Source organism: Pseudomonas sp. 10C3 (genome assembly GCF_036346185.1).
GTDB lineage: Bacteria > Pseudomonadota > Gammaproteobacteria > Pseudomonadales > Pseudomonadaceae > Aquipseudomonas.
In genome coordinates this window covers 157,698-177,199 of sequence record NZ_JASJVE010000013.1, presented here as the reverse complement: position 1 = coordinate 177,199, position 19,502 = coordinate 157,698, and the positions used below count along the sequence as shown (strand labels likewise).

22 protein-coding genes and 1 pseudogene are annotated in these 19,502 nt (G+C 58.6%); 22 read left to right on the top strand and 1 reads right to left on the bottom strand.

All coding sequences use genetic code 11. The annotated features are described in order from the left end of the window. Nucleotides 1-62 precede the first annotated feature (62 nt). Together QN399_RS14745 and QN399_RS14740 are read left to right on the top strand one after the other, a co-directional pair. The gene (locus tag QN399_RS14745) at nucleotides 63-287 is read left to right on the top strand and encodes a hypothetical protein (protein WP_322178717.1); all 225 of its coding nucleotides are present in this window, start codon (nucleotides 63-65) and stop codon (nucleotides 285-287) included. A 165-nt stretch (nucleotides 288-452) separates the two neighbouring features. Continuing rightward, a pseudogene (locus QN399_RS14740) lies at nucleotides 453-2,004 on the top strand (IS3 family transposase). A gap of 151 nt (nucleotides 2,005-2,155) precedes the next feature. Here the strand turns inward: QN399_RS14740 and QN399_RS14735 are convergent. Then, entirely contained in the window at nucleotides 2,156-2,842 is a 687-nt protein-coding gene (locus QN399_RS14735; RefSeq protein ID WP_322178718.1) for a metalloregulator ArsR/SmtB family transcription factor, read from the bottom strand. A gap of 243 nt (nucleotides 2,843-3,085) precedes the next feature. Between QN399_RS14735 and QN399_RS14730 the strand changes: the two genes are divergently transcribed. The 20 genes from QN399_RS14730 to QN399_RS14635 all read left to right on the top strand — a co-directional run bounded on the left by QN399_RS14730 (nucleotide 3,086) and on the right by QN399_RS14635 (nucleotide 19,495). Continuing rightward, nucleotides 3,086-3,418 (top strand): iron-sulfur cluster assembly accessory protein, encoded by a 333-nt coding sequence (locus tag QN399_RS14730; protein WP_322178719.1) that lies wholly within the window; start codon nucleotides 3,086-3,088, stop codon nucleotides 3,416-3,418. A gap of 88 nt (nucleotides 3,419-3,506) precedes the next feature. Further along, on the top strand, nucleotides 3,507-4,943 hold the full coding sequence (gene sufB, locus QN399_RS14725) for a Fe-S cluster assembly protein SufB (protein ID WP_322178720.1): 1,437 nt from the start codon (nucleotides 3,507-3,509) through the stop codon (nucleotides 4,941-4,943). 20 nt (nucleotides 4,944-4,963) lie between these two features. Then, the gene (sufC, locus tag QN399_RS14720) at nucleotides 4,964-5,734 is read left to right on the top strand and encodes a Fe-S cluster assembly ATPase SufC (RefSeq protein ID WP_322183102.1); all 771 of its coding nucleotides are present in this window, start codon (nucleotides 4,964-4,966) and stop codon (nucleotides 5,732-5,734) included. Further along, the gene (gene sufD / locus QN399_RS14715; protein ID WP_323569515.1) at nucleotides 5,731-7,068 is read left to right on the top strand and encodes a Fe-S cluster assembly protein SufD; all 1,338 of its coding nucleotides are present in this window, start codon (nucleotides 5,731-5,733) and stop codon (nucleotides 7,066-7,068) included. Before sufC ends, sufD begins: the two co-directional genes overlap by 4 nt. Further along, nucleotides 7,065-8,330, top strand: coding sequence for a cysteine desulfurase (locus QN399_RS14710; protein WP_322178722.1), 1,266 nt, complete (start codon nucleotides 7,065-7,067; stop codon nucleotides 8,328-8,330). The genes sufD and QN399_RS14710 overlap by 4 nt, the downstream gene beginning before the upstream one ends. Next, complete coding sequence (gene sufU, locus QN399_RS14705; protein WP_322178723.1) at nucleotides 8,330-8,815, top strand: Fe-S cluster assembly sulfur transfer protein SufU; 486 nt, start codon at nucleotides 8,330-8,332, stop codon at nucleotides 8,813-8,815. The genes QN399_RS14710 and sufU overlap by 1 nt, the downstream gene beginning before the upstream one ends. A 102-nt stretch (nucleotides 8,816-8,917) precedes the next feature. Then, on the top strand, nucleotides 8,918-9,163 hold the full coding sequence (locus QN399_RS14700) for a BolA/IbaG family iron-sulfur metabolism protein (protein WP_322178724.1): 246 nt from the start codon (nucleotides 8,918-8,920) through the stop codon (nucleotides 9,161-9,163). 22 nt (nucleotides 9,164-9,185) lie between these two features. Continuing rightward, nucleotides 9,186-9,503, top strand: coding sequence for a Grx4 family monothiol glutaredoxin (grxD, locus tag QN399_RS14695; RefSeq protein ID WP_322183104.1), 318 nt, complete (start codon nucleotides 9,186-9,188; stop codon nucleotides 9,501-9,503). A gap of 16 nt (nucleotides 9,504-9,519) precedes the next feature. Further along, on the top strand, nucleotides 9,520-10,080 hold the full coding sequence (locus QN399_RS14690; RefSeq protein WP_322178725.1) for a NifU family protein: 561 nt from the start codon (nucleotides 9,520-9,522) through the stop codon (nucleotides 10,078-10,080). A gap of 13 nt (nucleotides 10,081-10,093) precedes the next feature. Beyond that, on the top strand, nucleotides 10,094-10,423 hold the full coding sequence (locus QN399_RS14685; protein ID WP_322178726.1) for a rhodanese-like domain-containing protein: 330 nt from the start codon (nucleotides 10,094-10,096) through the stop codon (nucleotides 10,421-10,423). Between the two features lie 98 nt (nucleotides 10,424-10,521). Further along, nucleotides 10,522-11,775, top strand: coding sequence for a P-loop NTPase (locus QN399_RS14680; RefSeq protein WP_322178727.1), 1,254 nt, complete (start codon nucleotides 10,522-10,524; stop codon nucleotides 11,773-11,775). Beyond that, the gene (locus QN399_RS14675) at nucleotides 11,768-12,424 is read left to right on the top strand and encodes a NifU family protein (protein WP_322178728.1); all 657 of its coding nucleotides are present in this window, start codon (nucleotides 11,768-11,770) and stop codon (nucleotides 12,422-12,424) included. The genes QN399_RS14680 and QN399_RS14675 overlap by 8 nt, the downstream gene beginning before the upstream one ends. Before the next feature lie 4 nt (nucleotides 12,425-12,428). Then, on the top strand, nucleotides 12,429-14,168 hold the full coding sequence (locus QN399_RS14670) for a protein adenylyltransferase SelO family protein (RefSeq protein ID WP_322178729.1): 1,740 nt from the start codon (nucleotides 12,429-12,431) through the stop codon (nucleotides 14,166-14,168). Then, nucleotides 14,165-14,299 (top strand): hypothetical protein, encoded by a 135-nt coding sequence (locus QN399_RS14665; protein ID WP_322178730.1) that lies wholly within the window; start codon nucleotides 14,165-14,167, stop codon nucleotides 14,297-14,299. The genes QN399_RS14670 and QN399_RS14665 overlap by 4 nt, the downstream gene beginning before the upstream one ends. After that, nucleotides 14,296-16,047: a SagB/ThcOx family dehydrogenase gene (locus tag QN399_RS14660; protein WP_322178731.1), complete on the top strand. Its 1,752-nt coding sequence runs from the start codon at nucleotides 14,296-14,298 to the stop codon at nucleotides 16,045-16,047. The genes QN399_RS14665 and QN399_RS14660 overlap by 4 nt, the downstream gene beginning before the upstream one ends. Nucleotides 16,048-16,108: 61 nt before the next feature. After that, nucleotides 16,109-16,444 (top strand): Grx4 family monothiol glutaredoxin, encoded by a 336-nt coding sequence (gene grxD, locus QN399_RS14655; protein WP_322178732.1) that lies wholly within the window; start codon nucleotides 16,109-16,111, stop codon nucleotides 16,442-16,444. A 71-nt stretch (nucleotides 16,445-16,515) separates the two neighbouring features. Next, a complete protein-coding gene (locus tag QN399_RS14650) occupies nucleotides 16,516-16,776 on the top strand; it encodes a BolA family protein (RefSeq protein WP_322178733.1) in 261 nt (86 codons plus the stop codon). An 81-nt stretch (nucleotides 16,777-16,857) separates the two neighbouring features. Continuing rightward, nucleotides 16,858-17,082, top strand: a complete 225-nt coding sequence (locus QN399_RS14645) for a CDGSH iron-sulfur domain-containing protein (RefSeq protein WP_323568260.1) — start codon at nucleotides 16,858-16,860, stop codon at nucleotides 17,080-17,082. A gap of 125 nt (nucleotides 17,083-17,207) precedes the next feature. Then, the gene (locus QN399_RS14640; RefSeq protein ID WP_322178734.1) at nucleotides 17,208-19,160 is read left to right on the top strand and encodes an aconitate hydratase; all 1,953 of its coding nucleotides are present in this window, start codon (nucleotides 17,208-17,210) and stop codon (nucleotides 19,158-19,160) included. After that, nucleotides 19,157-19,495: a tetratricopeptide repeat protein gene (locus QN399_RS14635; RefSeq protein WP_322178735.1), complete on the top strand. Its 339-nt coding sequence runs from the start codon at nucleotides 19,157-19,159 to the stop codon at nucleotides 19,493-19,495. Before QN399_RS14640 ends, QN399_RS14635 begins: the two co-directional genes overlap by 4 nt. Nucleotides 19,496-19,502: the final 7 nt, after the last annotated feature.

Sequence of the window (19,502 nt, the reverse complement as noted above, 5' to 3'; positions counted from 1 at the left end):
GCCTGGTCGTCGAGCCTGTGTGCGACACTACTGCCAAGCCGCAGGGCGAGCCGGATGATGTCGTGAATGCCGAACTGGCGCAGCGCTGGCCGACGACTTCTGGCTGTGTCGGCGGCATCGCAGGCCTCGTTCCATGCTTTGCGTTTCTTGCGGCGCGCTCGCAGGCCATCAACCAACATCGTTCGCTCGGCGTCGTTCAGTCCGTCAACAGAGGCATGGCTTTTCATGCGGCCTCCGTGACAGCCATTGCTGTATTGGAAAGCTTTGCACTTTCATTTCCTGCTTGATCTGCCAGGCAATGACTCGCTTCATGGCCGTCGCTGTAGCGTCTTGCAATCAGGCTTCTTTGAACAGAACTTCGTCGAAGTTGCTGCCAACCCCCGGTGTCAGGCTAGTTGTCGCCTGAGCTGATTTATCAAAACGATAGATCGGGGGCGTCAAAGAGAGCTGCAATGTCGAGTTATTCACCTGAGCGTAAAGCTGCCCTTATCAACAAATTACTGCCGCCGCAAAACATGTCTGTGGCCGAGTTGTCTCGTCAAGAAGGCATCGCGCCAGCCACCCTATATGCTTGGCGCGCCAAACTCAAAGCTGGAAGCGCAGTGGTGCCCGGAGATAAAAACAACGCCGATGACTGGCCAGCCGAAGCCAAGTTTGCGGCGGTATTGCATGCCGCTACGTTGAGCGAGATTGAGCTCAGCGAATACTGTCGCAGCAAGGGTTTGTACCCCGAGTAAATCAGCGCCTGGCGCCAAGCCTGCATCACCGGCCAGATGTCCGCCAAAGCACAGCTCAAGGCTGAGCGTGATCAGGCGCGTGCCGACAAGAAACGCATCGCCGAGCTGGAGCGCGAACTGCGTCGTAAAGATAAGGCACTGGCAGAAACCGCCGCGATCTTGGTGCTGCGAAAAAAGATGAATACCTTCTGGGGAAGCGACAGCGAGGACGTTTGACCTCGCTGCCAGAACGGCAACAACTCGTTGAACGCTTTAACCATGCCGTCGCTTCTGGTGCGCACAAGGCGATTGCCAGCGAAGAGATCGGGCTGTCGCTGCGCAGCCTGCAACGCTGGGCGCTGACACCTGTTATGCAGGCCGATGTGCGCACCACCACGCTACGGACACAGCCGCCGAACGCCCTGAGTGAGCAAGGCGCGGCGCGATCTTGGCGGTCTGCAACAGCGCGCCATTCGCCAGCTTGCCACCCAGCCAGATCGTGCCTAGGCTGGCCGATCAGGGCCGTTACCTGGCCTCGGAGGCGACCTTTTACCGCGTCCTGAAAGCGGCCGGTCAGCAGCACAAACGCGGCCGCAGCCATGCGTCACAGAAGCACGCCGCACCGACCACGCACCGCGCAACGACGGCCAATCAGGTCTGGTCGTGGGACATCACCTACCTACCATCGCCGGTGTGCGGCAAGTACTACTACCTGTATTTGGTCGAGGATATTTACAGCCGCAAGGGCGTGGGCTGGGAGGTTTACGAAGAAGAAAGTGGCGCGCACGCGTCCGCCCTGATGGAGCGCACCGTGCTGAACGAACGCTGCGTCGGGAAGCCTTTGGTGCTTCACTCGGACAACGGCGCGCCGATGAAATCGTCGACGTTGTTGAGCAAATTGTACGATTTAGGCATCACCCCGTCGCGCGGACGGCCACGGGTAAGCAACGACAATCCGTATTCAGAATCGCTGTTTAGAACCCTGAAATACTGCCCGCAATGGCCCAAGGACGGCTTTGCAGATTTGGACGCTGCTCGCTGCTGGGTGCGCGATTTTATCCGCTGGTACAATCACGAACACCGCCACAGCCGGATCCGCTTCGTAACCCCTGCGCAGCGTCATCGCGGTGAGGATCAAGAGGTACTGGCCAAGCGTCATGCGCTGTACCAGCAAGCCCGCAATCAACACCCGCATCGCTGGTCGGGCGCCACGCGAAATTGGCAGCCCATCGGGGCCGTCACGCTCAACCCAGAGAGGGAGCAACCGGCACTGAAAATGGCGGCATAAAAAACACGGCTGAGGCGACAAATACCTTGCAAAAGGCCGCCAATTGGCCGCTATTATCGCGAATCCATTGGCAGCTGATATGTATTGACCCGTCAACCCCAAGAGGCTGGCGATTGCAAGTCAGTGGGTTTTCAAACGCGAGTCACTACAACTACTGGCCGGAGCTCGGCAAGGGCACGCCAGACTCCGCCAGGATGCGGTAAGTGCAGCGGCGATCGCCAGCGAGGAAGTGCTCGACGCGCTCAACCGTGACACCTACGCCGAGAACCGCACGGAACAGCGTCAGTTCGCCGCCGCAGAGCTTGGCGCAAAGGTGCGCTGCTTTGGCGATCGCACAGTGATTCTCGACGAGTTCGATCGCCCCATTCCGGGCCGGGCTGCACTCGGCCATAAAGCCTTCCTCACGGCGGATCCTGACCAGTGCGGCGACGCGCTGGGCTAGTGGCAGATCCGGGCTGGGCATCTGTGCGCGATAGGCGACCACCTGTTGGCGCGTCCATTCGTCGGTGAGTTGTTCCAGGCCTTCTTCGCCGAAGACGCTCTGAACCACCTGCAGCATGCCAACCGCGAGCTGGGCGTGGCGATCCGGGAATCGCCCATGGGCCTCGGCTGTCAGCTGCCAAATACGTGCAGGTCGTCCCAGTTTGCGCTGCTCGTCGCTGAACTCGACCAAACCCTCTGCGTTCAGGACGGAAAGGTGCTGGCGCACGGCCATAGCCGTGACGGCCAACTGTTGCGCTAGTGCAGCGGTCGACTGAGCCCCGTCCCTCTTGAGCAGGAATAGGATGCGATCGCGACCGGAACCGGGCTCTGACGCGCTCACGCTGGCAGCTTGCATAGTCGCTTCTCTTTTCACTCATTTTGAAAACACATTATTGACAATTTATGGGCTTTGGTCTAGGGATTATTTTAGATTGTAAAGTAATTACTTTCGAAAAGACTTAAGATACAATCTACTTTGCAAAGTATCTTATAGCCCCGCTGGGCAATCGGCGAGTGCGTTGATGACGCCATCACCCGCTAGGATCCGCGCGCGGTGGTGTCGCACGCTCCGCCGCGCCGCAATAAGTAGGAGGAACCAATGGCAATCACTTTGACGGAAAAAGCAGCGAAACAAATCCAGGCGCAACTGGCGAAGAACGGCAAGGGCTTGGGTCTGCGCTTGGGTGTGAAAAAAGTCGGCTGTTCCGGCCTTGCATACACATTCGACTACGCCGACGAAGTTCGGGCTGGAGACCATGTGTTCGAGTCGCATGACGCGATGCTGGTGGTGGATGCTGTCAGCCTGCCATTTCTTGACGGCTCAGACGTTGATTTCGTCAAGGAAGGATTCAATGAGAGTTTCAAGTTCAATAATCCCAACGCCGCGAGTGAGTGCGGCTGTGGTGAGAGCTTCAATCTGAAAGGTATTTAACCAACACTTCGCCCCAGTAGTCGCAAAGTGACCGCTGGGGGCGGGCAGGAATGCCGCATGGGTGAGAGTTAATACTATCGAGGTAAACATGAGTGCGGTATTGCAAAACCTGGTCAATCAACCCTACAAGCATGGTTTCGTCACCGAAATCGAGTCGGATGTCGCGCCGAAGGGCCTGAATGAAAACATGATTCGCCTGATTTCGAGCAAGAAAAATGAGCCCGAGTGGCTGCTCGAATTTCGCCTCAAGTCGTACCAGGCATGGCTCAAGATGACTGAGCCTGAGTGGCAAAATTGTCACTATCCGAAGATCGATTACCAGGCGATTAGCTATTACGCCGCGCCCAAGATCAAAGCGAAGTTAAACAGTTTGGACGAGGTCGATCCCGAGTTGCTGCGTACCTTCGAGAAGCTTGGCGTGCCCCTGCATGAGCGCATGGCGCTGGCGGGCGTTGCGGTCGATGTGATTTTTGACAGTGTCTCGGTAGCCACCACCTACAAACACAAGCTGGCCGAGGTCGGCGTCATTTTTTGCTCGATGTCGGAAGCGGTGCTGGAGCATCCCGAGCTGGTCAAGAAGTATCTCGGTAGCGTGGTTCCCAGCGGCGATAACTTTTACGCCGCGCTCAACTCGGCGGTATTCACCGATGGCTCGTTTTGTTTTATTCCCAAGGGCGTCAAGTGCCCTATGGATTTGTCGACCTACTTCCGCATCAACACCGAGGAGTCAGGGCAATTCGAGCGCACGCTGATCATTGCCGAGGAGGGGGCATCCGTGTCCTACCTGGAGGGTTGTACTGCCCCAGCGTTCAGCACCAATCAGCTCCATGCGGCGGTGGTCGAACTGGTCGCCCTCGACGACGCCGACATCAAGTATTCAACGGTGCAGAACTGGTATGCGGGTGACGAAAACGGCGTCGGTGGCATTTACAACTTCGTGACCAAACGAGGCCTTGCGAAAGGTGTCAACTCGCGTATTTCGTGGACCCAGGTCGAGACCGGTGCGGCGATTACCTGGAAGTATCCCTCGGTGGTTTTGCTGGGCGACAACTCGATTGGTGAGTTCTATTCGGTCGCGGTGACCAATAACTATCAGCAAGCCGACACCGGCACCAAGATGATCCACATTGGCAAAAATACGCGCAGCACGATTGTCAGCAAAGGCATTTCCGCAGGCAAGTCGAACAACAGCTACCGTGGGCTGGTCAAGGTTGCGGCCAGTGCGACCGGTGCACGCAATTATTCGCAATGCGACTCGATGCTGATTGGCGAGGAATGCGGCGCCAACACCTTCCCCTATATCCAGGTGCTTAACAACAGCGCCCAGGTTGAGCACGAGGCGTCAACCTCGAAGATCGGTGAAGACCAGATGTTTTACTTTGCCCAGCGCGGTGTCGATGCCGAGGGAGCGGTCTCGATGATCATCAATGGCTTCTGTAAAGACGTATTTCAACAATTACCACTGGAGTTTGCGGTCGAGGCGACCAATCTCCTCAGTTTCAAACTTGAAGGAAGTGTCGGATGATTTACCCAGACAGCAAGATTTTGCTCGAAGTGCGTGGACTATGCGCAACCGTGAATGGCATCGAAATTCTGAAGGATCTTGACTTCACGGTGAAGAGCGGCGAGATCCACGCCATCATGGGCCAAAACGGTTCCGGCAAGAGCACCTTCGCCAAGGTACTCGCGGGCCACCCTGCCTATGAAGTGACGGGCGGCACCGTGCTGTTCGAAGGCAAGAACCTGTTTGAGCTGAAACCCGAAGAGCGCGCGCAAGCCGGATTTTTTCTGGCCTTTCAGTACCCGATCGAGGTGCCCGGCGTCGGTAACGGCCAGTTTCTGCGCCTGACTTACAACACAATCCACAAACAGCGCGGCAAGGACGAGCTCGACCCGCTTGAGTTTGACGACTTCGTGCGCGAAAAGATGAAGCTGCTGGAAATGAGTCCCGATTTCCTTGACCGCAGCGTCAACGCAGGTTTCTCCGGTGGCGAAAAGAAGCGCAACGAAATACTGCAGATGGCGTTGTTAGAGCCGCGCGTGGCGGTCCTAGATGAGACCGATTCCGGCCTGGACATCGACGCTCTCAGAATTGTCGCCCAAGGCGTCAACCAGCTTTCCACCAAGGACAATGCGATTGTGATGGTGACGCACTATCAGCGTCTGCTGAACTATATCGTGCCCGACTACGTGCACGTGATGGAAGGCGGACGCATCATCAAGACCGGCGGCAAGGCGCTGGCACTGGAGCTTGAGACGCGCGGCTACGAGTGGGTTAGCGCCGAGCACAAGGCTGAAGCGAGTGTGCCCGCATGAGTGCAGCCACCACACCGACTCCGGCGATTGCCGGGCCTTATCTGGAAAGCCTTTTGGCAGGACAGCCGCAGCAGGCGGCGAGTCCCTCGGCGTGGCTCAAGGCGCTGCGTGCGGAGGCGGTCGAGCGCGTGGGCGTGTTGAAACTTCCAACCACGCGAGACGAGGAGTGGCGCTTTACCGATATTTCTCTACTCAGCAAGACCTCGTTTGCGTCAGCGCTCAGTGCCACTTGTCTGGAGGCGGCAGATGTTGCTCACTTTTTTATTGAAGAAGCGAACACCCGACTGGTGTTTGTTGATGGTATCTATGCGCCGCAGTTGTCCAGTGCGAGTACCGACAGCAGCGTGGTGGTGTCCAACCTGACGGCAGCGATGGCAACGCACGCGGCGGTAATCAAGCCGCATCTCGGCCAGCATGCACCATTTAGCAAGGATGCATTCGCCGCGCAAAATACCGCATTTCTGCACGATGCCGCAGTGGTCATCGTCCCGCGTGACGTATCGGTGGCAGCCCCAGTCCATTTGCTGTTTATTGCGACCCAAAAAGATGTTGTGAGCACGCCGCGTTGCCTGGTGCTTGCCGAGGCGGGCAGCGCCGTAACAGTGATCGAGGATTACGTTGTGTTGTACCAGCCGCGTTGGCAAGAAGATGCCCACTTCACCAATGCTGTCACCGAAGTCGTACTGAAAGACAATGCGCATGTGACGCACATCCGGGTTCAGCGCGAAGGCAGTCAAGCGTTTCATATTGCAAACTGTTCGGTGTCGCTCGGGCGCGCCAGCAATTACCAGTCGGTGAGCGTCGCGCTGGGCGCGCGCATTTCACGCTACAACCTGAACGTGCTGCAAACGGCAGAGGGCGCCACCTGTGCGCTTGACGGATTGACGCTGATCTCCGGCAGGCAACTGGCCGACACCCATAGCTGCATGGACCATGCCCATGCCCACGGCAGCAGCCGCCAACTGCACAAATGCATCATCGGCGGCAGTGCCCATGCGGTCTTCAACGGCAAGGTTATGGTGCGCGAAGGCGCGCAGCGTACCGACGCCCAGCAGTCAAATCGCAATCTACTGTTGACCGCGAAGGCGCACATCGATACCAAGCCGCAGCTGGAGATTTTTGCTTCTGACGTCAAGTGCACGCATGGTGCGACCGTTGGCCAGCTCGACAGCGAGGAGGTGTTTTATCTGCAAAGCCGCGGGCTGACCGAGGTCGCTGCCCGTAACCTGCTGACCTATGCGTTTGGCGCCGAGATCATCGACCGCATCCCTATCGCATCACTCAAGCGGCAACTCGAGCAGGCGGTGCTCGAACAAACTGGAAGCATGCCATGAACGCCCTTCAGACTGCACGCAAAGTACCAACGGCGCCATGCCTCGACGTAGAGCGGATTCGTGCCGATTTTCCGATCCTCAAGCTGCAGGTCAACGGCAAGCCGCTGGTCTACCTCGACAACGCGGCGTCGAGCCAGATGCCGCAGCAGGTGATTGATCGCATGGTGCGTTATCAGACCACGCAGCACGCCAATATCAATCGTGCAGTGCATACCCTGTCAGAGATCGCGACCAACGAATACGAGGAAGCACGGCGCAAGTTGCAGCATTTCATCCATGCGCGTGAAGAACGCGAAGTGATCTTCACCAGCGGCACCACCGAAGCCATCAATCTGGTGATGCACGGCTACGGCCGCAAGTTCATTGGGCCCGGCGACGAAATTATCCTGACCACGCTCGAGCACCATTCAAACATTGTCCCGTGGCAGATGCTGGCGGAGGAAAAAGGCGCGACGATTCGTGTGGTACCGATTAACGACGCTGGCGAGCTACTCATAGACGAATACGAAAAGCTATTTAACGAGCGCACCAAATTTGTTGGCGTGATGCACGTCTCGAACGCACTGGGCACGATCAACCCGATCAAGCAGATGATCGCCTTGGCCCATGCTCGCGGCGTGCCGGTGCCGGTGCTGGTCGATGGGGCGCAGGCCGCACCGCACATGCAGGTTGATGTGCAGGATCTGGACTGCGACTTTTACGCGTTTTCGGGTCACAAGCTGTGCGGCCCGACCGGCATCGGCGTTCTCTACGGCAAGGCTGCGTTATTAGAGCGGATGCAGCCCTTCAAGGGCGGCGGCGACATGATTTTGTCGGTCACCTTTGAAAAGACCACCTACAACACGATTCCGCATAAATTCGAGGCCGGTACACCGCCGATTGCGGCTGCGATCGGACTGGGTGCCGCCATTGATTATCTGTCTGCCATCGGCATGGGCGCCATACGCGAGCACGAGATGACCTTGCTCGACTACGCCAGCGAGCAGATGGTTCGACTGCCAGGCGTGCGCATTATCGGCACCGCCCGCGACAAGGCCTCGGTCATATCGTTCATCGTCGACGATGTGCACCCGCATGACCTGGGGACCCTGCTCAACCAGGAGGGCGTCGCAGTGCGTACCGGACATCATTGCGCGCAGCCGGTGATGCAGCGCTTCAAGGTGCCTGCAACGTCACGCGCTTCGTTTGCGTTTTACAACACCCTGGCAGAAGTTGATGCGCTGATCGCTGGCATCCGCACCGTACAGAAGGTGTTTTCATAATGGCCGATCCCAGAACTTTGTATCAAGAGGTCATCCTCGACCACAACAAGAAGCCGCGCAATTACGGCGCGCTCGCGCACGCGAACCACCACGCCGCGGGCCACAACCCGCTGTGTGGCGACCATATCGACTTGGCGCTGCAACTCGGTGGCGAGTGCGTCGACGACATCGCATTTCAGGGTGAGGCATGCGCCATCTGCAAGGCGTCGGCGTCGATGATGACGGTGGCCATCAAAGGTAAGACCCGGGTTGAGGCGGAACTGCTGATTCAGGAATTTATCGATATGGCGACCGGCAAGCTCGATCTGAACGGCGATCACCACCTCGGACGGCTGATGGTTTTTGCCGGCATACGCGACCTGCCGGTGCGCTTCAAATGCGCAATTTTGCCGTGGCACACACTGCGCGCCGCATTCAGCGCCGTTGATAACATATCGACCGAGGCCGAGCATGATCCGATGCACATGACTATCGGTGATGCCTGAAGATGAAAATATTTTTCTTCAAAGAACGCAGAGATGTTTCAGGTTTGCTCCGTTCCTGCATTCCTTATCTGGGCCAATCCAACTTTGTATTGAGAGAAAGCGATGCTGACAGCAACTGACTTACGAGGCTACATCCTGGATGGCCTGCCAAGCGATCACATCGAAGTGCGCGGTGATGACGGACAGCACTTTGAAGCGGTGATCGTCAGCCCGCAATTCACCGGCAAGAACATGGTGCAGCAGCATCAACTGGTGTATCGGGCACTGGGCGAGCGCATGCGTTCAGAGATTCACGCGCTATCGATACGAACCTTCACGCCTGAAGCCTGGGTCAAAGACGGCAACTAAATCACTTTGGAGAATAATCATGATGGATGTTCAGAAAAGAATTAACCAACAAGTAACGACGAACCCGGTTGTGCTGTACATGAAGGGCACGCCGCAGTTCCCACAGTGCGGCTTTTCTGGTGCGGCGATCAAGATGCTCAAGGCTTGTGGCGGGCCGGATCTCTTCACTGTGGACGTGCTGGCCGACCCGGAAATCCGCAATGGCATAAAATCCTACGCGAACTGGCCGACCATTCCGCAGCTTTATATCAAGGGCGAATTTGTCGGTGGTTCGGACATCATGCGCGAGATGTTCGAGCAGGGTGAACTGCAAAAATTGCTGCAAGCAGCAGTGGAATAAGTTTGAGAAAATTACCATGCCAAAAATTGCTGAAATCGAAGATACGCCCAACCCGAATGCGGTGAAGTTCACGCTCCATGAGCCGCTGACCTGGGGCATTTCGCATTCTTACGAGAACGCAGAGCAAGCCAGGGACGATGTGCTCGCCTCCACGCTGTTCGACATTGAGCACGTAAGCAATGTGTTTTACGTGGATCGCTGGCTCACGGTCACGCAGGATGGCGCTGCCGACTGGCCGGAGCTGGTGCGCCTGATTGCCGTGCCACTGCGCGCCGCACCGGCAGCGGCGGCGCAATCGGCCGCCACAGTTTTCGCGGCGCGCACGGCAACCCTTGATCTCTGCGCCGAAGATCAGCAGCGCCTTGAGCATATCAACGTGCTGCTGGATTCCCAGATACGCCCCTATCTGAAAAGCGATGGTGGCGATCTGCATGTGGTTGGCTTGGCCGGCAACCAACTCAGCGTGCACTACCAGGGCGCTTGCGGCACCTGTCCAAGCTCGATATCCGGCACGCTCAAAGGCATCGAAAATCTGCTTCGAACGATTGAACCGGAGATCGAAGTCTTGCCTGTTTAGAGATGAGATGAAGATGAAGATGAAAAATTTGACACCCGTTGAACTGGCCGATTGGCTTACGACTGACCTGCGTTTGAAGCCCGTGTTACTCGACGTACGTGAGGAGTGGGAATTTCAAGCCGGTCATATTGACGGATCATTGGCGATGCCAATGAATACCATTCCCGCCAGGCTGTCCGAACTGGACACGCAGCAGCCGATAGTCTGCATCTGCCACCATGGCGTTCGCAGCATGCAGGTTGCGTTATTTTTAGAACGGAATGGTTTTACAGATATTAGAAACCTGACAGGTGGCGTCCATGCGTGGTCGCAGCAAGTTGACAGCGCGATACCGATCTATTGAATCACGACCAATTTTAGAGGGATTGCATGCGCAATCCCTAACGAGTCCTAAGCGGCGGGACGACGGATTCAGCGCAATTTAATACAAGGGGCTTCGCCATGCAGAGCACTGAACAATCCTACAGCCAACAGCCCGCGCCAGGCGCCTCATCCCACGCGGCCGTCGGGCCCGAGAAGTTGCCCGGAATCCGTCATATCATCGCTGTCGGCAGCGGCAAGGGTGGCGTCGGGAAATCCACGGTGAGCGTCAATCTGGCGCTCGCGCTGCAGCAGCTAGGGTTGCGCGTCGGAATAGTAGACGCCGACATCCTTGGCCCCAGCATCCCCGGGATGCTGGGCATTGCGACGGGTGAGCCTCCAGCGATGACCCCGGACAACAGGATGATCCCGGCGCAGCGGCACGGCCTGAAGGTGGTGTCGATGGGCATGCTCACCGGCGACGATAACCCGGCCGTCCTGCGCGGGCCGATGGTGGGCAAATACCTGAATATGTTCGTCGGCGGCGTGCAATGGGGGCCGTTGGACTATCTGATCCTCGACCTCCCACCCGGCACCGGCGATACCCAGTTGACGCTGGCGCAGAGCATGCCGCTGTCGGGCGTGGTGATCGTGACCACACCCCAGGCCGTGAGTCTCAAGATCGCCCGACGCGGCTTGCGCATGTTTGAGAAAGTACAGGTGCCGATTCTCGGGATCGTCGAGAACATGCGCACCTTCACCTGCTCCCACTGCGGTGAGAACACGGATATCTTCCGTCAGGGCGGCGGCGAGCAGATGAGCCAGGAGCTTGGCGTCCCGTTCCTGGGCGCCTTACCGCTGGATGCCGATGTCGTCACCTGCGGTGATGAGGGCAGACCCATCGTGGCGGACCAACCGAAGTCGGTCAGCTCTTTGGTGTACGCCGCCATCGCCGCAGCGCTGGTTGAGAAGCTCCAGGCGGCGGTCGCGACGCTCAAGCCCTTTGTCTGGAAGTGGGACAGCAACGAGGGGGCGCCGGCCTGGCTGGAAGACGCGGTGCGGCCTGCGGGAGCGCGCAACACGCCCATCGGCCTCCTGCGCCGCGATCCGCGTACCTTGTCGATCCTCTGGGAGGACGGTCATCGCGACGACTTCGACGTGCGCGACCTGCGCCTAGCGTGTCATTGCGCCCTCTGCGTCGAGGAGATGAGCGGACGCAAGCTGCTCGTTCCCAAGACGGTGCGCGCTGATGTGAGCCCGCTCCAGATCGTGAGCGTGGGCAACTACGCGCTCGGCTTCCATTGGAGCGATGGCCACAACAGCGGCATCCATTCGTTTAACGACCTGCGCGCCTCGGGCGAGCGCGCTGCGGCGAGGAACGTCGAAAATGTCTGAAGCCCTGACTGTGGATAGGGCGTCTGCAAATCCGACGCTGGCGGAACAGCCGGTCAGCATCCGCGCGGAGACTTCGCTCGCCGACCCCGACAGCTGCAAGTTCACCGTGAGCCGCAGCTTGCATCCCGGCGGCCCCTTCTTCTTCGGCAACAGGGAGCGGGCTGCCGGGTCGCCGCTCGGCGAACGACTGTTCGGGCTTTCGGGTGTGGCCAACGTGCTCATTGCCGGAAACGTGGTGACCATCGGCAAGGAACCTAACGCCTCTTGGTCTGGACTGAAAGCGGCCATCGGCACGGCGATCCGGACGCAGCTGCTCAGCGGCGTGCCGGTGATCCTGGAGATGGCTGCCTATGCCAGCACTCAAGGAAGGTCCGACGTCGAGCTTGGCGTGGTCGTTCAGCAACTGCTGGACAGGCAAGTCAATCGTTCCATCGCGAACCACGGTGGGAAGATTTCACTCGTGGACGTCCGCCAAGGCAAGCTTTTCATCAGCATGAGCGGCGGCTGCCAGGGCTGCGGGTCTTCTCAAGTCACCCTGCGGCAGGGCTTGGAAGTGATGGTGAAAAGAGTCGCTCCAGAAATCGTGGAAATCGTCGATGTCACGGATCACGCCGCAGGTAAGCAGCCTTTCTACCCGAGCCATGAGTAGACCTATGACAAATCGACTGTCCCAAGAAACCTCCCCAACCATCGCGACGCTCGACGATCTTGCAAAGTTGGCAAATTACTCGCTTATGGACACGCTCAACTGCGATCCTGACGCGAAAGCAGACGGAGCCGACCACGCGCCGCGACAAGTTTTTACGGGCCACTATGTCCCCATCAATCCCACGCCAATCAAAGACCCCGAGTACGTCGCTCACAGCAAAAACTTTTTCCGCGAACTTGGCTTCGCCGACAGCATGGCTCAGTCGGCCGACTTCGTCCGCATGTTCTCCGGCGACATCTCGCACGTTCCGAAGCCGATGCGCAAGGTGGGTTGGGCGTGTGGGTACGCATTGTCCATCTTCGGTACCGAATACACCCAACAGTGCCCGTTCCAAACCGGCAACGGATACGGCGACGGTCGCGCAGTTTCCGTGCTTGAGGCCGTCATCAACAGTCGCCGCTGGGAAATGCAGCTAAAAGGTGGCGGCCGGACGCCATACTGCCGCGGCGCGGACGGTCGCGCCGTCCTGCGCTCAAGTGTCCGGGAGTTCTTAGCGCAAGAGCACATGCATGCGCTCGGTGTGCCAACGTCACGGTCTCTGAGTTTGTATGTTTCAAAAACGGAGAAGGTCAAGCGGCCGTGGTATTCGCAGGGCTCGAGCTCGCAGGATCCCGACATGCTTATATCGGAGGCAGTCGCCATTTCGACGCGCGTCGCACCGTCGTTCATTCGGGTCGGTCAACTCGAGCTCTTCGGTCGCCGTGCGCGCAAGAAGGAACACCCGAAAGCGATGGAGGAGCTCGAGCAGATTGTGTTGCACTTGATCGATCGTGAGTACGCTGACGTCATCGACAAGAAACTAAGCACTGCCGAAAAAGGGGTGTTGCTCGCGCGCGAGTTCCGCAGCCGCCTGACGTCGCTTGTGGCGAACTGGATCCGCGTCGGCTACTGCCAGGGCAACTTCAACAGCGACAACTGCGCGGCCGGTGGCTTCACACTCGACTACGGTCCATTCGGATTCTGCGATGTGTTCAACCCGCACTACCAGCCATGGACGGGTGGCGGACATCACTTCGCGTTCCTGAACCAAACCGTGGCAGCGGAACGCAACTTCCACATGTTTTGTACGGCGTTGCGGCCCTTGCTGACATCACTGACGTCGCATCAGGACTATCTGCGACAGCTCGACGAGATTCGAAGTGGCTTTGCGACAGTGATGCAAGCGCAAATGGAGAAGATGTGGGCTGCCAAACTTGGACTCGGCACTTTTCACGCGGCGTTGTTCAGTGAACTCGAAACGCTCATGGTGCAAACTCCTGTCGATTACACCCTCTTCTTCCGCGAGCTCTCGATGGTACCCGACGAAATTGGCCCACTCAAAAAAAGCTTCTACGAAGACTCCGAAGGGATGGACAAGCGCTGGTCAGAGTGGCTCGCAAAATGGAAATCTCTCATAGTCAGCGCCAGCACGACCGATGCGAATGCTGCGCAGCCCCCTTCCCGTGAGGAGCTCTCTAGGCAGATGAAACTCGTCAACCCAAAATACAGTTTGCGAGAGTGGTTCGTTGTGCCTGCGTACAGCCAAGCGACTGCGGGGAACTACTCTCTAGTTCGAGAGCTGCTGGAAGTCATGACGCAGCCCTACGCCGAGCAGTCGAAGGAGGTGGAGGAGAAATACTATAGGCCCAAGCCGTCTGAGTTCTTTGAGGTCGCGGGGTTGTCGTATATGAGCTGCTCGTCATGATTTTTCGAAAACTGATCGGTCAGGGCCGGTACCCGGTCGGCGGCCAGCCCGCTGCCTACGTGTACCGAATCCGCAGCTGTGACCTGCCGGTGACGAGCGCAAAGGCACTGTTTGAGTACTTCACCGTATGACGAAAATTACCCTCACGCCGCATCGTCTTTCACCCTTATCGGGGGAGCCAGCTGCGCTGGAGCGAGCGAGCCTTCTTGCGGGAGCGGCCTCTCCCGAAGAGGGGGTCGTCGCCTACCACGAGCGCACCAAGCACCATTTCCACCGCCACGCTGCGGCGCAGGGCTATATGGACTGGGCGACGCAGCCAGATCCGTTTCGGCGCTACGGGGGGGCGCACCTGGTTCGCCTCCCACTGCCCAAAGCGGGCCGCCCACTGCCTTATTGGCAGCTCTATGCGAGCCCGACCGTGCCGCCGGCGTCACTGTCGCTGGAATCGGTGTCACTGTTTTTTCGCTACGCACTTTCGCTGACCGCATGGAAGCAAGTCGGCGAGACCCAGTGGCCGTTGCGCGCAAATCCGTCGAGCGGCAATCTGCATCCGACCGAGGGCTATGCGGTACTGCCTGCGCTTGATCGGCTCGGCGAGACGGCCGCCGTGTACCACTATGCACCGAGGGAACACGCGCTTGAACGGCGCGCGGTGCTACCCGCGAAGCGCTGGGCCGAGCTGGTTGCGCCTTTCCCTGATGGCTCCTTTCTCGTGGGTCTGTCTTCGGTGCATTGGCGCGAAGCCTGGAAGTACGGCGAGCGCGCGTTCCGCTACTGCCAGCACGATGTTGGGCACGCGCTGGCCTGCCTGAGTATCGCGGCAGCGGCGCTCGGCTGGAAATTGGTGCTTCTGGATGGCGTGAGCAACAGCACCCTCGCCAGCCTGCTGGGGCTTGACCGAGATGCGGATTTTGCGGCGGCGGAGCGGGAGGAAGCTGAGCTGCTGGTGTTGATTACACCGGATGTTTCGACGCCGCTTGCGACCGACTCGAAGCCGCTGACAGCGCACGGGGGTGACGTGCATTGGCAGGGCTTGGCCAACACGCTGAGCCCCGAACACAGCGCCGAGTGGCCCGTGATCGACGAGGTTGCGCGGGCGACGCGCCACTGTGAAAGCGCGCCTATCCAGGAAGACTTCTCCGGCTTCCCTTCGGAGGATGCACTTTTCAGGACACCTGTCCGTCAGGGCCTACTCAGCGCAGAGCAGGCCATTCTTGGCCGCCGCAGCGCGGTAGCGATGGATGGCTCGACGGCGATTTCTCTGGCAGCCTTCTTCCGCATGCTCGCTCGATTGATTCCGACACATGAGCGGCGATCGATGCCTTGGGACGCGATCCCCTGGCGACCACGCATCCACCTCGGGCTCTTCGTCCACAGCGTCGACGGCTTGGTGCCTGGCCTCTACGCGCTCGCCCGGGACCCGGACAAGGTCGATATTCTCAAGGCAGTGATGGGTTCAGAATTTTCTTGGCAGCGCGTACCCGACTGCCCGCCCGGGCTCCCCTTGTACCTCCTCCAGGAGGGGGACTGTCGAGCGCTGTCGAGCACCGTCTCCTGCGGCCAGGATATCGCCGGCGATGGTGCCTTCAGCCTGGCCATGATTGCCGACTACAGGGACAGCCTGGCCACGTACGGCGCAGCCTTCTACCGCAACCTGTTCTGGGAGGCCGGCATGGTGGGCCAGCTGCTTTACCTGGAGGCCGAAGAGGCGGGCATTCGCGCCACCGGGATCGGCTGCTACTTCGACGATCCGGTCCACGCGGCCTTCGGGATCGGTTCATGCGAGTGGCAGAGTTTCTACCACTTCACCGTGGGCGCTCCGGTTGAAGACAGCCGACTCAGCACATTGCCTGCCTACAACTTCCAGGAAGAACGATGATCATTCCACGCACTGTTCCGACAATCCGGACAGAACCACAACCAACCAGTAAGGAGCAACCATGTCCCTAAACGAACCTCTGCGCCAGAAGATCACCCACCTCGTGGCGCAAAACCGAGTCGTCCTGTTCATGAAGGGAACTCGCCACATGCCGCAGTGCGGATTCTCCGCCCAGGTCGTGAAGATCCTCGACGAGCTGCAGCCAAGCTACGAAACGGTAGATGTACTGAGTTCTGCCGAGATCCGCGATGGAATCAAGCGGTTCTCCGAGTGGCCGACAATTCCACAACTCTACATCGATGGGCAGTTCGTCGGCGGCTGCGACATCGTCCACGCGATGCATGCATCCGGAGAACTCCAACAGCTCATCGGTGTGCAGGTCAAGGACCAAGGGTGAAACAACTGCGCGCAGCCAAACTTGCGTCAATGCTCGATCGTGAACAGATCATCTATATAAAGGAGACCCGCATGTCATCCCATCCCACTGAGTTCCAAGGTAGCGTCATCAACGCGCTACGCGAAGCCATCGAGCGCCAGATCCCCGATTCACAGGCCGAAGTGAGCGGCGGCAGCGGTCACTACAACATCGAGGTGATCTCGGCAGTGTTCGCCGGCAAGAACATGCTCCAGAGCCAGCGATTGGTGTATGGCGCCATCGCCGATCTGATAAACGGTGACAAGGGCCCGGTGCATGCCGTCGACCGTCTGAAGACTCGGACACCCACTTGATAGCGGGGCTTTATAGAAGCGCCCATATCGCAAGCAATACGATGAGCAACAAAGCAACACGCAGACATACCACCGGAGATCATGATGCCACGCATGGTAAAACGCACTCACAGTAGCCCTTACAAGCTAGTTATTGGCGGCGAAGAAAAATATCTATGCCAATGCGGCTTATCCCTGAATCAGCCGTTCTGCGACGGAGCGCATAAGCTCGCCAAGGACGAGGACGGCAATCGTCTTTGTTGGTACGACGACGCAGGAAAGCGTCACGAACATAGCGGAGAATTTCTGGATATTCGCACGTTCTAAACGGTCGTCGCCGCCGCGGGGCCAACCCTGGTTTGCGCCGGCGAACATCGAAGCCTCGTGCTGTCCAGCTTGGATTCGCAGAAATCTACAGCCGTTTATGGATGCAACCGACAGGAGCGCCAGCCATGAGCAAAAACGTAACGCAGAAGCTGATTGAAAGCCACTTGGTCGAAGGCAACATGACGCCCGGCGAAGAAATCGGTTTGAAAATCGATCAAACACTGACCCAGGATGCGACCGGCACGCTGGTCATGCTGGAATTTGAAGCCTTGGGAATTTCGCGCGTGCGCACCGAGCTTTCCGCTCAGTATGTGGACCATAACCTGTTCCAGGAAGACTTCAAGAATCCAGACGACCATCTGTTTCTGCGCAGCGCCTGCCAGAAGTTCGGTCTTTGGTACAGCCGGCCCGGTAACGGCGTGAGCCATCCCGTGCATATGGAGCGCTTCGGTGTGCCGGGGAAAACCTTGTTGGGTTCGGACAGCCACACCTGTGCAGCCGGCTCGTTGGGGATGCTGGCCATAGGGGCGGGTGGCCTCGAGGTGGCGATGGCGATGGCGGGAGAGCCCTTTTACGTCAAGATGCCGAAAATATGGGGCGTCAAGCTGGTCGGTGAGCTTCCCGACTGGGTGAGCGCCAAGGATGTGATCCTGGAAATGCTGCGGCGCCACGATGTGGACGGCGCAATCGGCAAGATCATCGAGTATTACGGTCCCGGTTTGAGGACTCTGAGCGCCATGGACCGGCACGTGATCGCCAATATGGGCGCCGAATTGGGCGCCACCGCGACGGTGTTCCCATCGGACGAAGTGGTCAAAGTGTTCCTCAAGCGTCAGGGGCGCGTGGATGCCTGGCGGAAAATCGTCGCCGACAAAAATGCAGAGTACGACGAGTACAGCGAAATCAATCTGTCGGAGCTTGAGCCGCTGATCGCGCTGCCCAGCAGTCCGGGCAATGTGGTGCCGGTGCGCGAGGTGGCGGGCAGGGAAATTTATCAGTCCTACATCGGCTCATCGGCCAATCCTGGGCTGCGCGATTTTGCCATTGCCGCCCTGATCGTGGAGGGCAAACAGGTACATGATCGTGTTTCATTCGACGTCAACCCCACGTCCCGGCAGATTTTGCAGAACATGATCGAATTGGGTGTTCTCGGCAAACTCATCCGCGCCGGTGCGCGCTTGCATCAGGCGGGTTGCGGCGGTTGCATCGGCATGGGACAGGCGCCAGCCAGCGGGCGTATTAGCCTGCGCACCGTTCCGCGAAATTTCCCTGGCCGTTCGGGCAGCAAGGAAGATCAGGTGTATCTGTGCAGCCCGGAAACCGCCGCCGCCTCGGCCCTGACCGGCGTGATCACCGATCCGCGCACGCTGGGCATGGCCTACCCCCGCTTCAAGGAGCCGCAGAACAACCGACTCAATACCGAGATGCTGGTTGCTCCCGCGCCGCAAGGTGCGTCGTATGAGCTGGAGAAGGGTCCCAATATCAAACCGCTGCCGACTCTGGAGCCGCTGCCCGATCAGCTCGAAGGGCCGGTTCTATTGAAAATGGCGGACGATATTTCCACGGACAGCATCATGCCGGCCGGGGCCAAGGCGCTGCCTTGGCGCAGCAATATCCCGGAGCTCAGCAAGTTTGCTTTCAGTCAGATCGACGAGACCTACTATGCAAGGGCCATGGCCTGTCGGCAGCAGGGCTCGTTCGTCGTGGGCGGCGCCAATTACGGGCAGGGTTCGAGCCGCGAGCACGCAGCCCTGGGACCCCGCTATTTGGGCCTAAAGGCGGTTCTTGCGAAAAGTTTTGCGCGGATACATCAGCAGAATTTGAGCAACTTCGGCATCCTGCCCCTGACCTTTGTCGATCCGCAGGATTGGGAAAAAATCGCCCAAGGTGATGTGCTTGCCATCGCGGATGTGCGAAATGCCATCCGCAACGGAAATCGGGTGCAGGTGATCAATCTGACCCAGAACGAGACCTATGAGACCGAACATCCGATGACGCCGCGCCAGGTTGAAATGGTTCTGGCGGGCAGTCTGATCAATCTGGTTCGACAAAAAAGCCACAACCTGGAATACCCATGACCACATCCATCATTCAGAGCTTCGAGAAAATGCTGGCCGCCGGCAAGGACAGTACGTTGCTGCGTTTCTCCCTGGGCAACGAATACCTTAAGGCCGGTGACCCGGCCAGTGCCGCAAACCACCTGAAGCAGGCAGTGATACTGGATCCAACATACTCCGCCGCATGGAAGCTGCTGGCTCGCGCGCTAGTCGAATCGGGCCAGCCCGCCGAGGCCTTGCTCGCCTACCGCGAAGGCATCGCCGTGGCTGAAGCGAAGGGCGACAAACAAGCCGCGAAGGAAATGACCGTATACGCCCGCCGTATCGAAAACTCAGTTCACGATGATCGAAAATAGGAGCCAT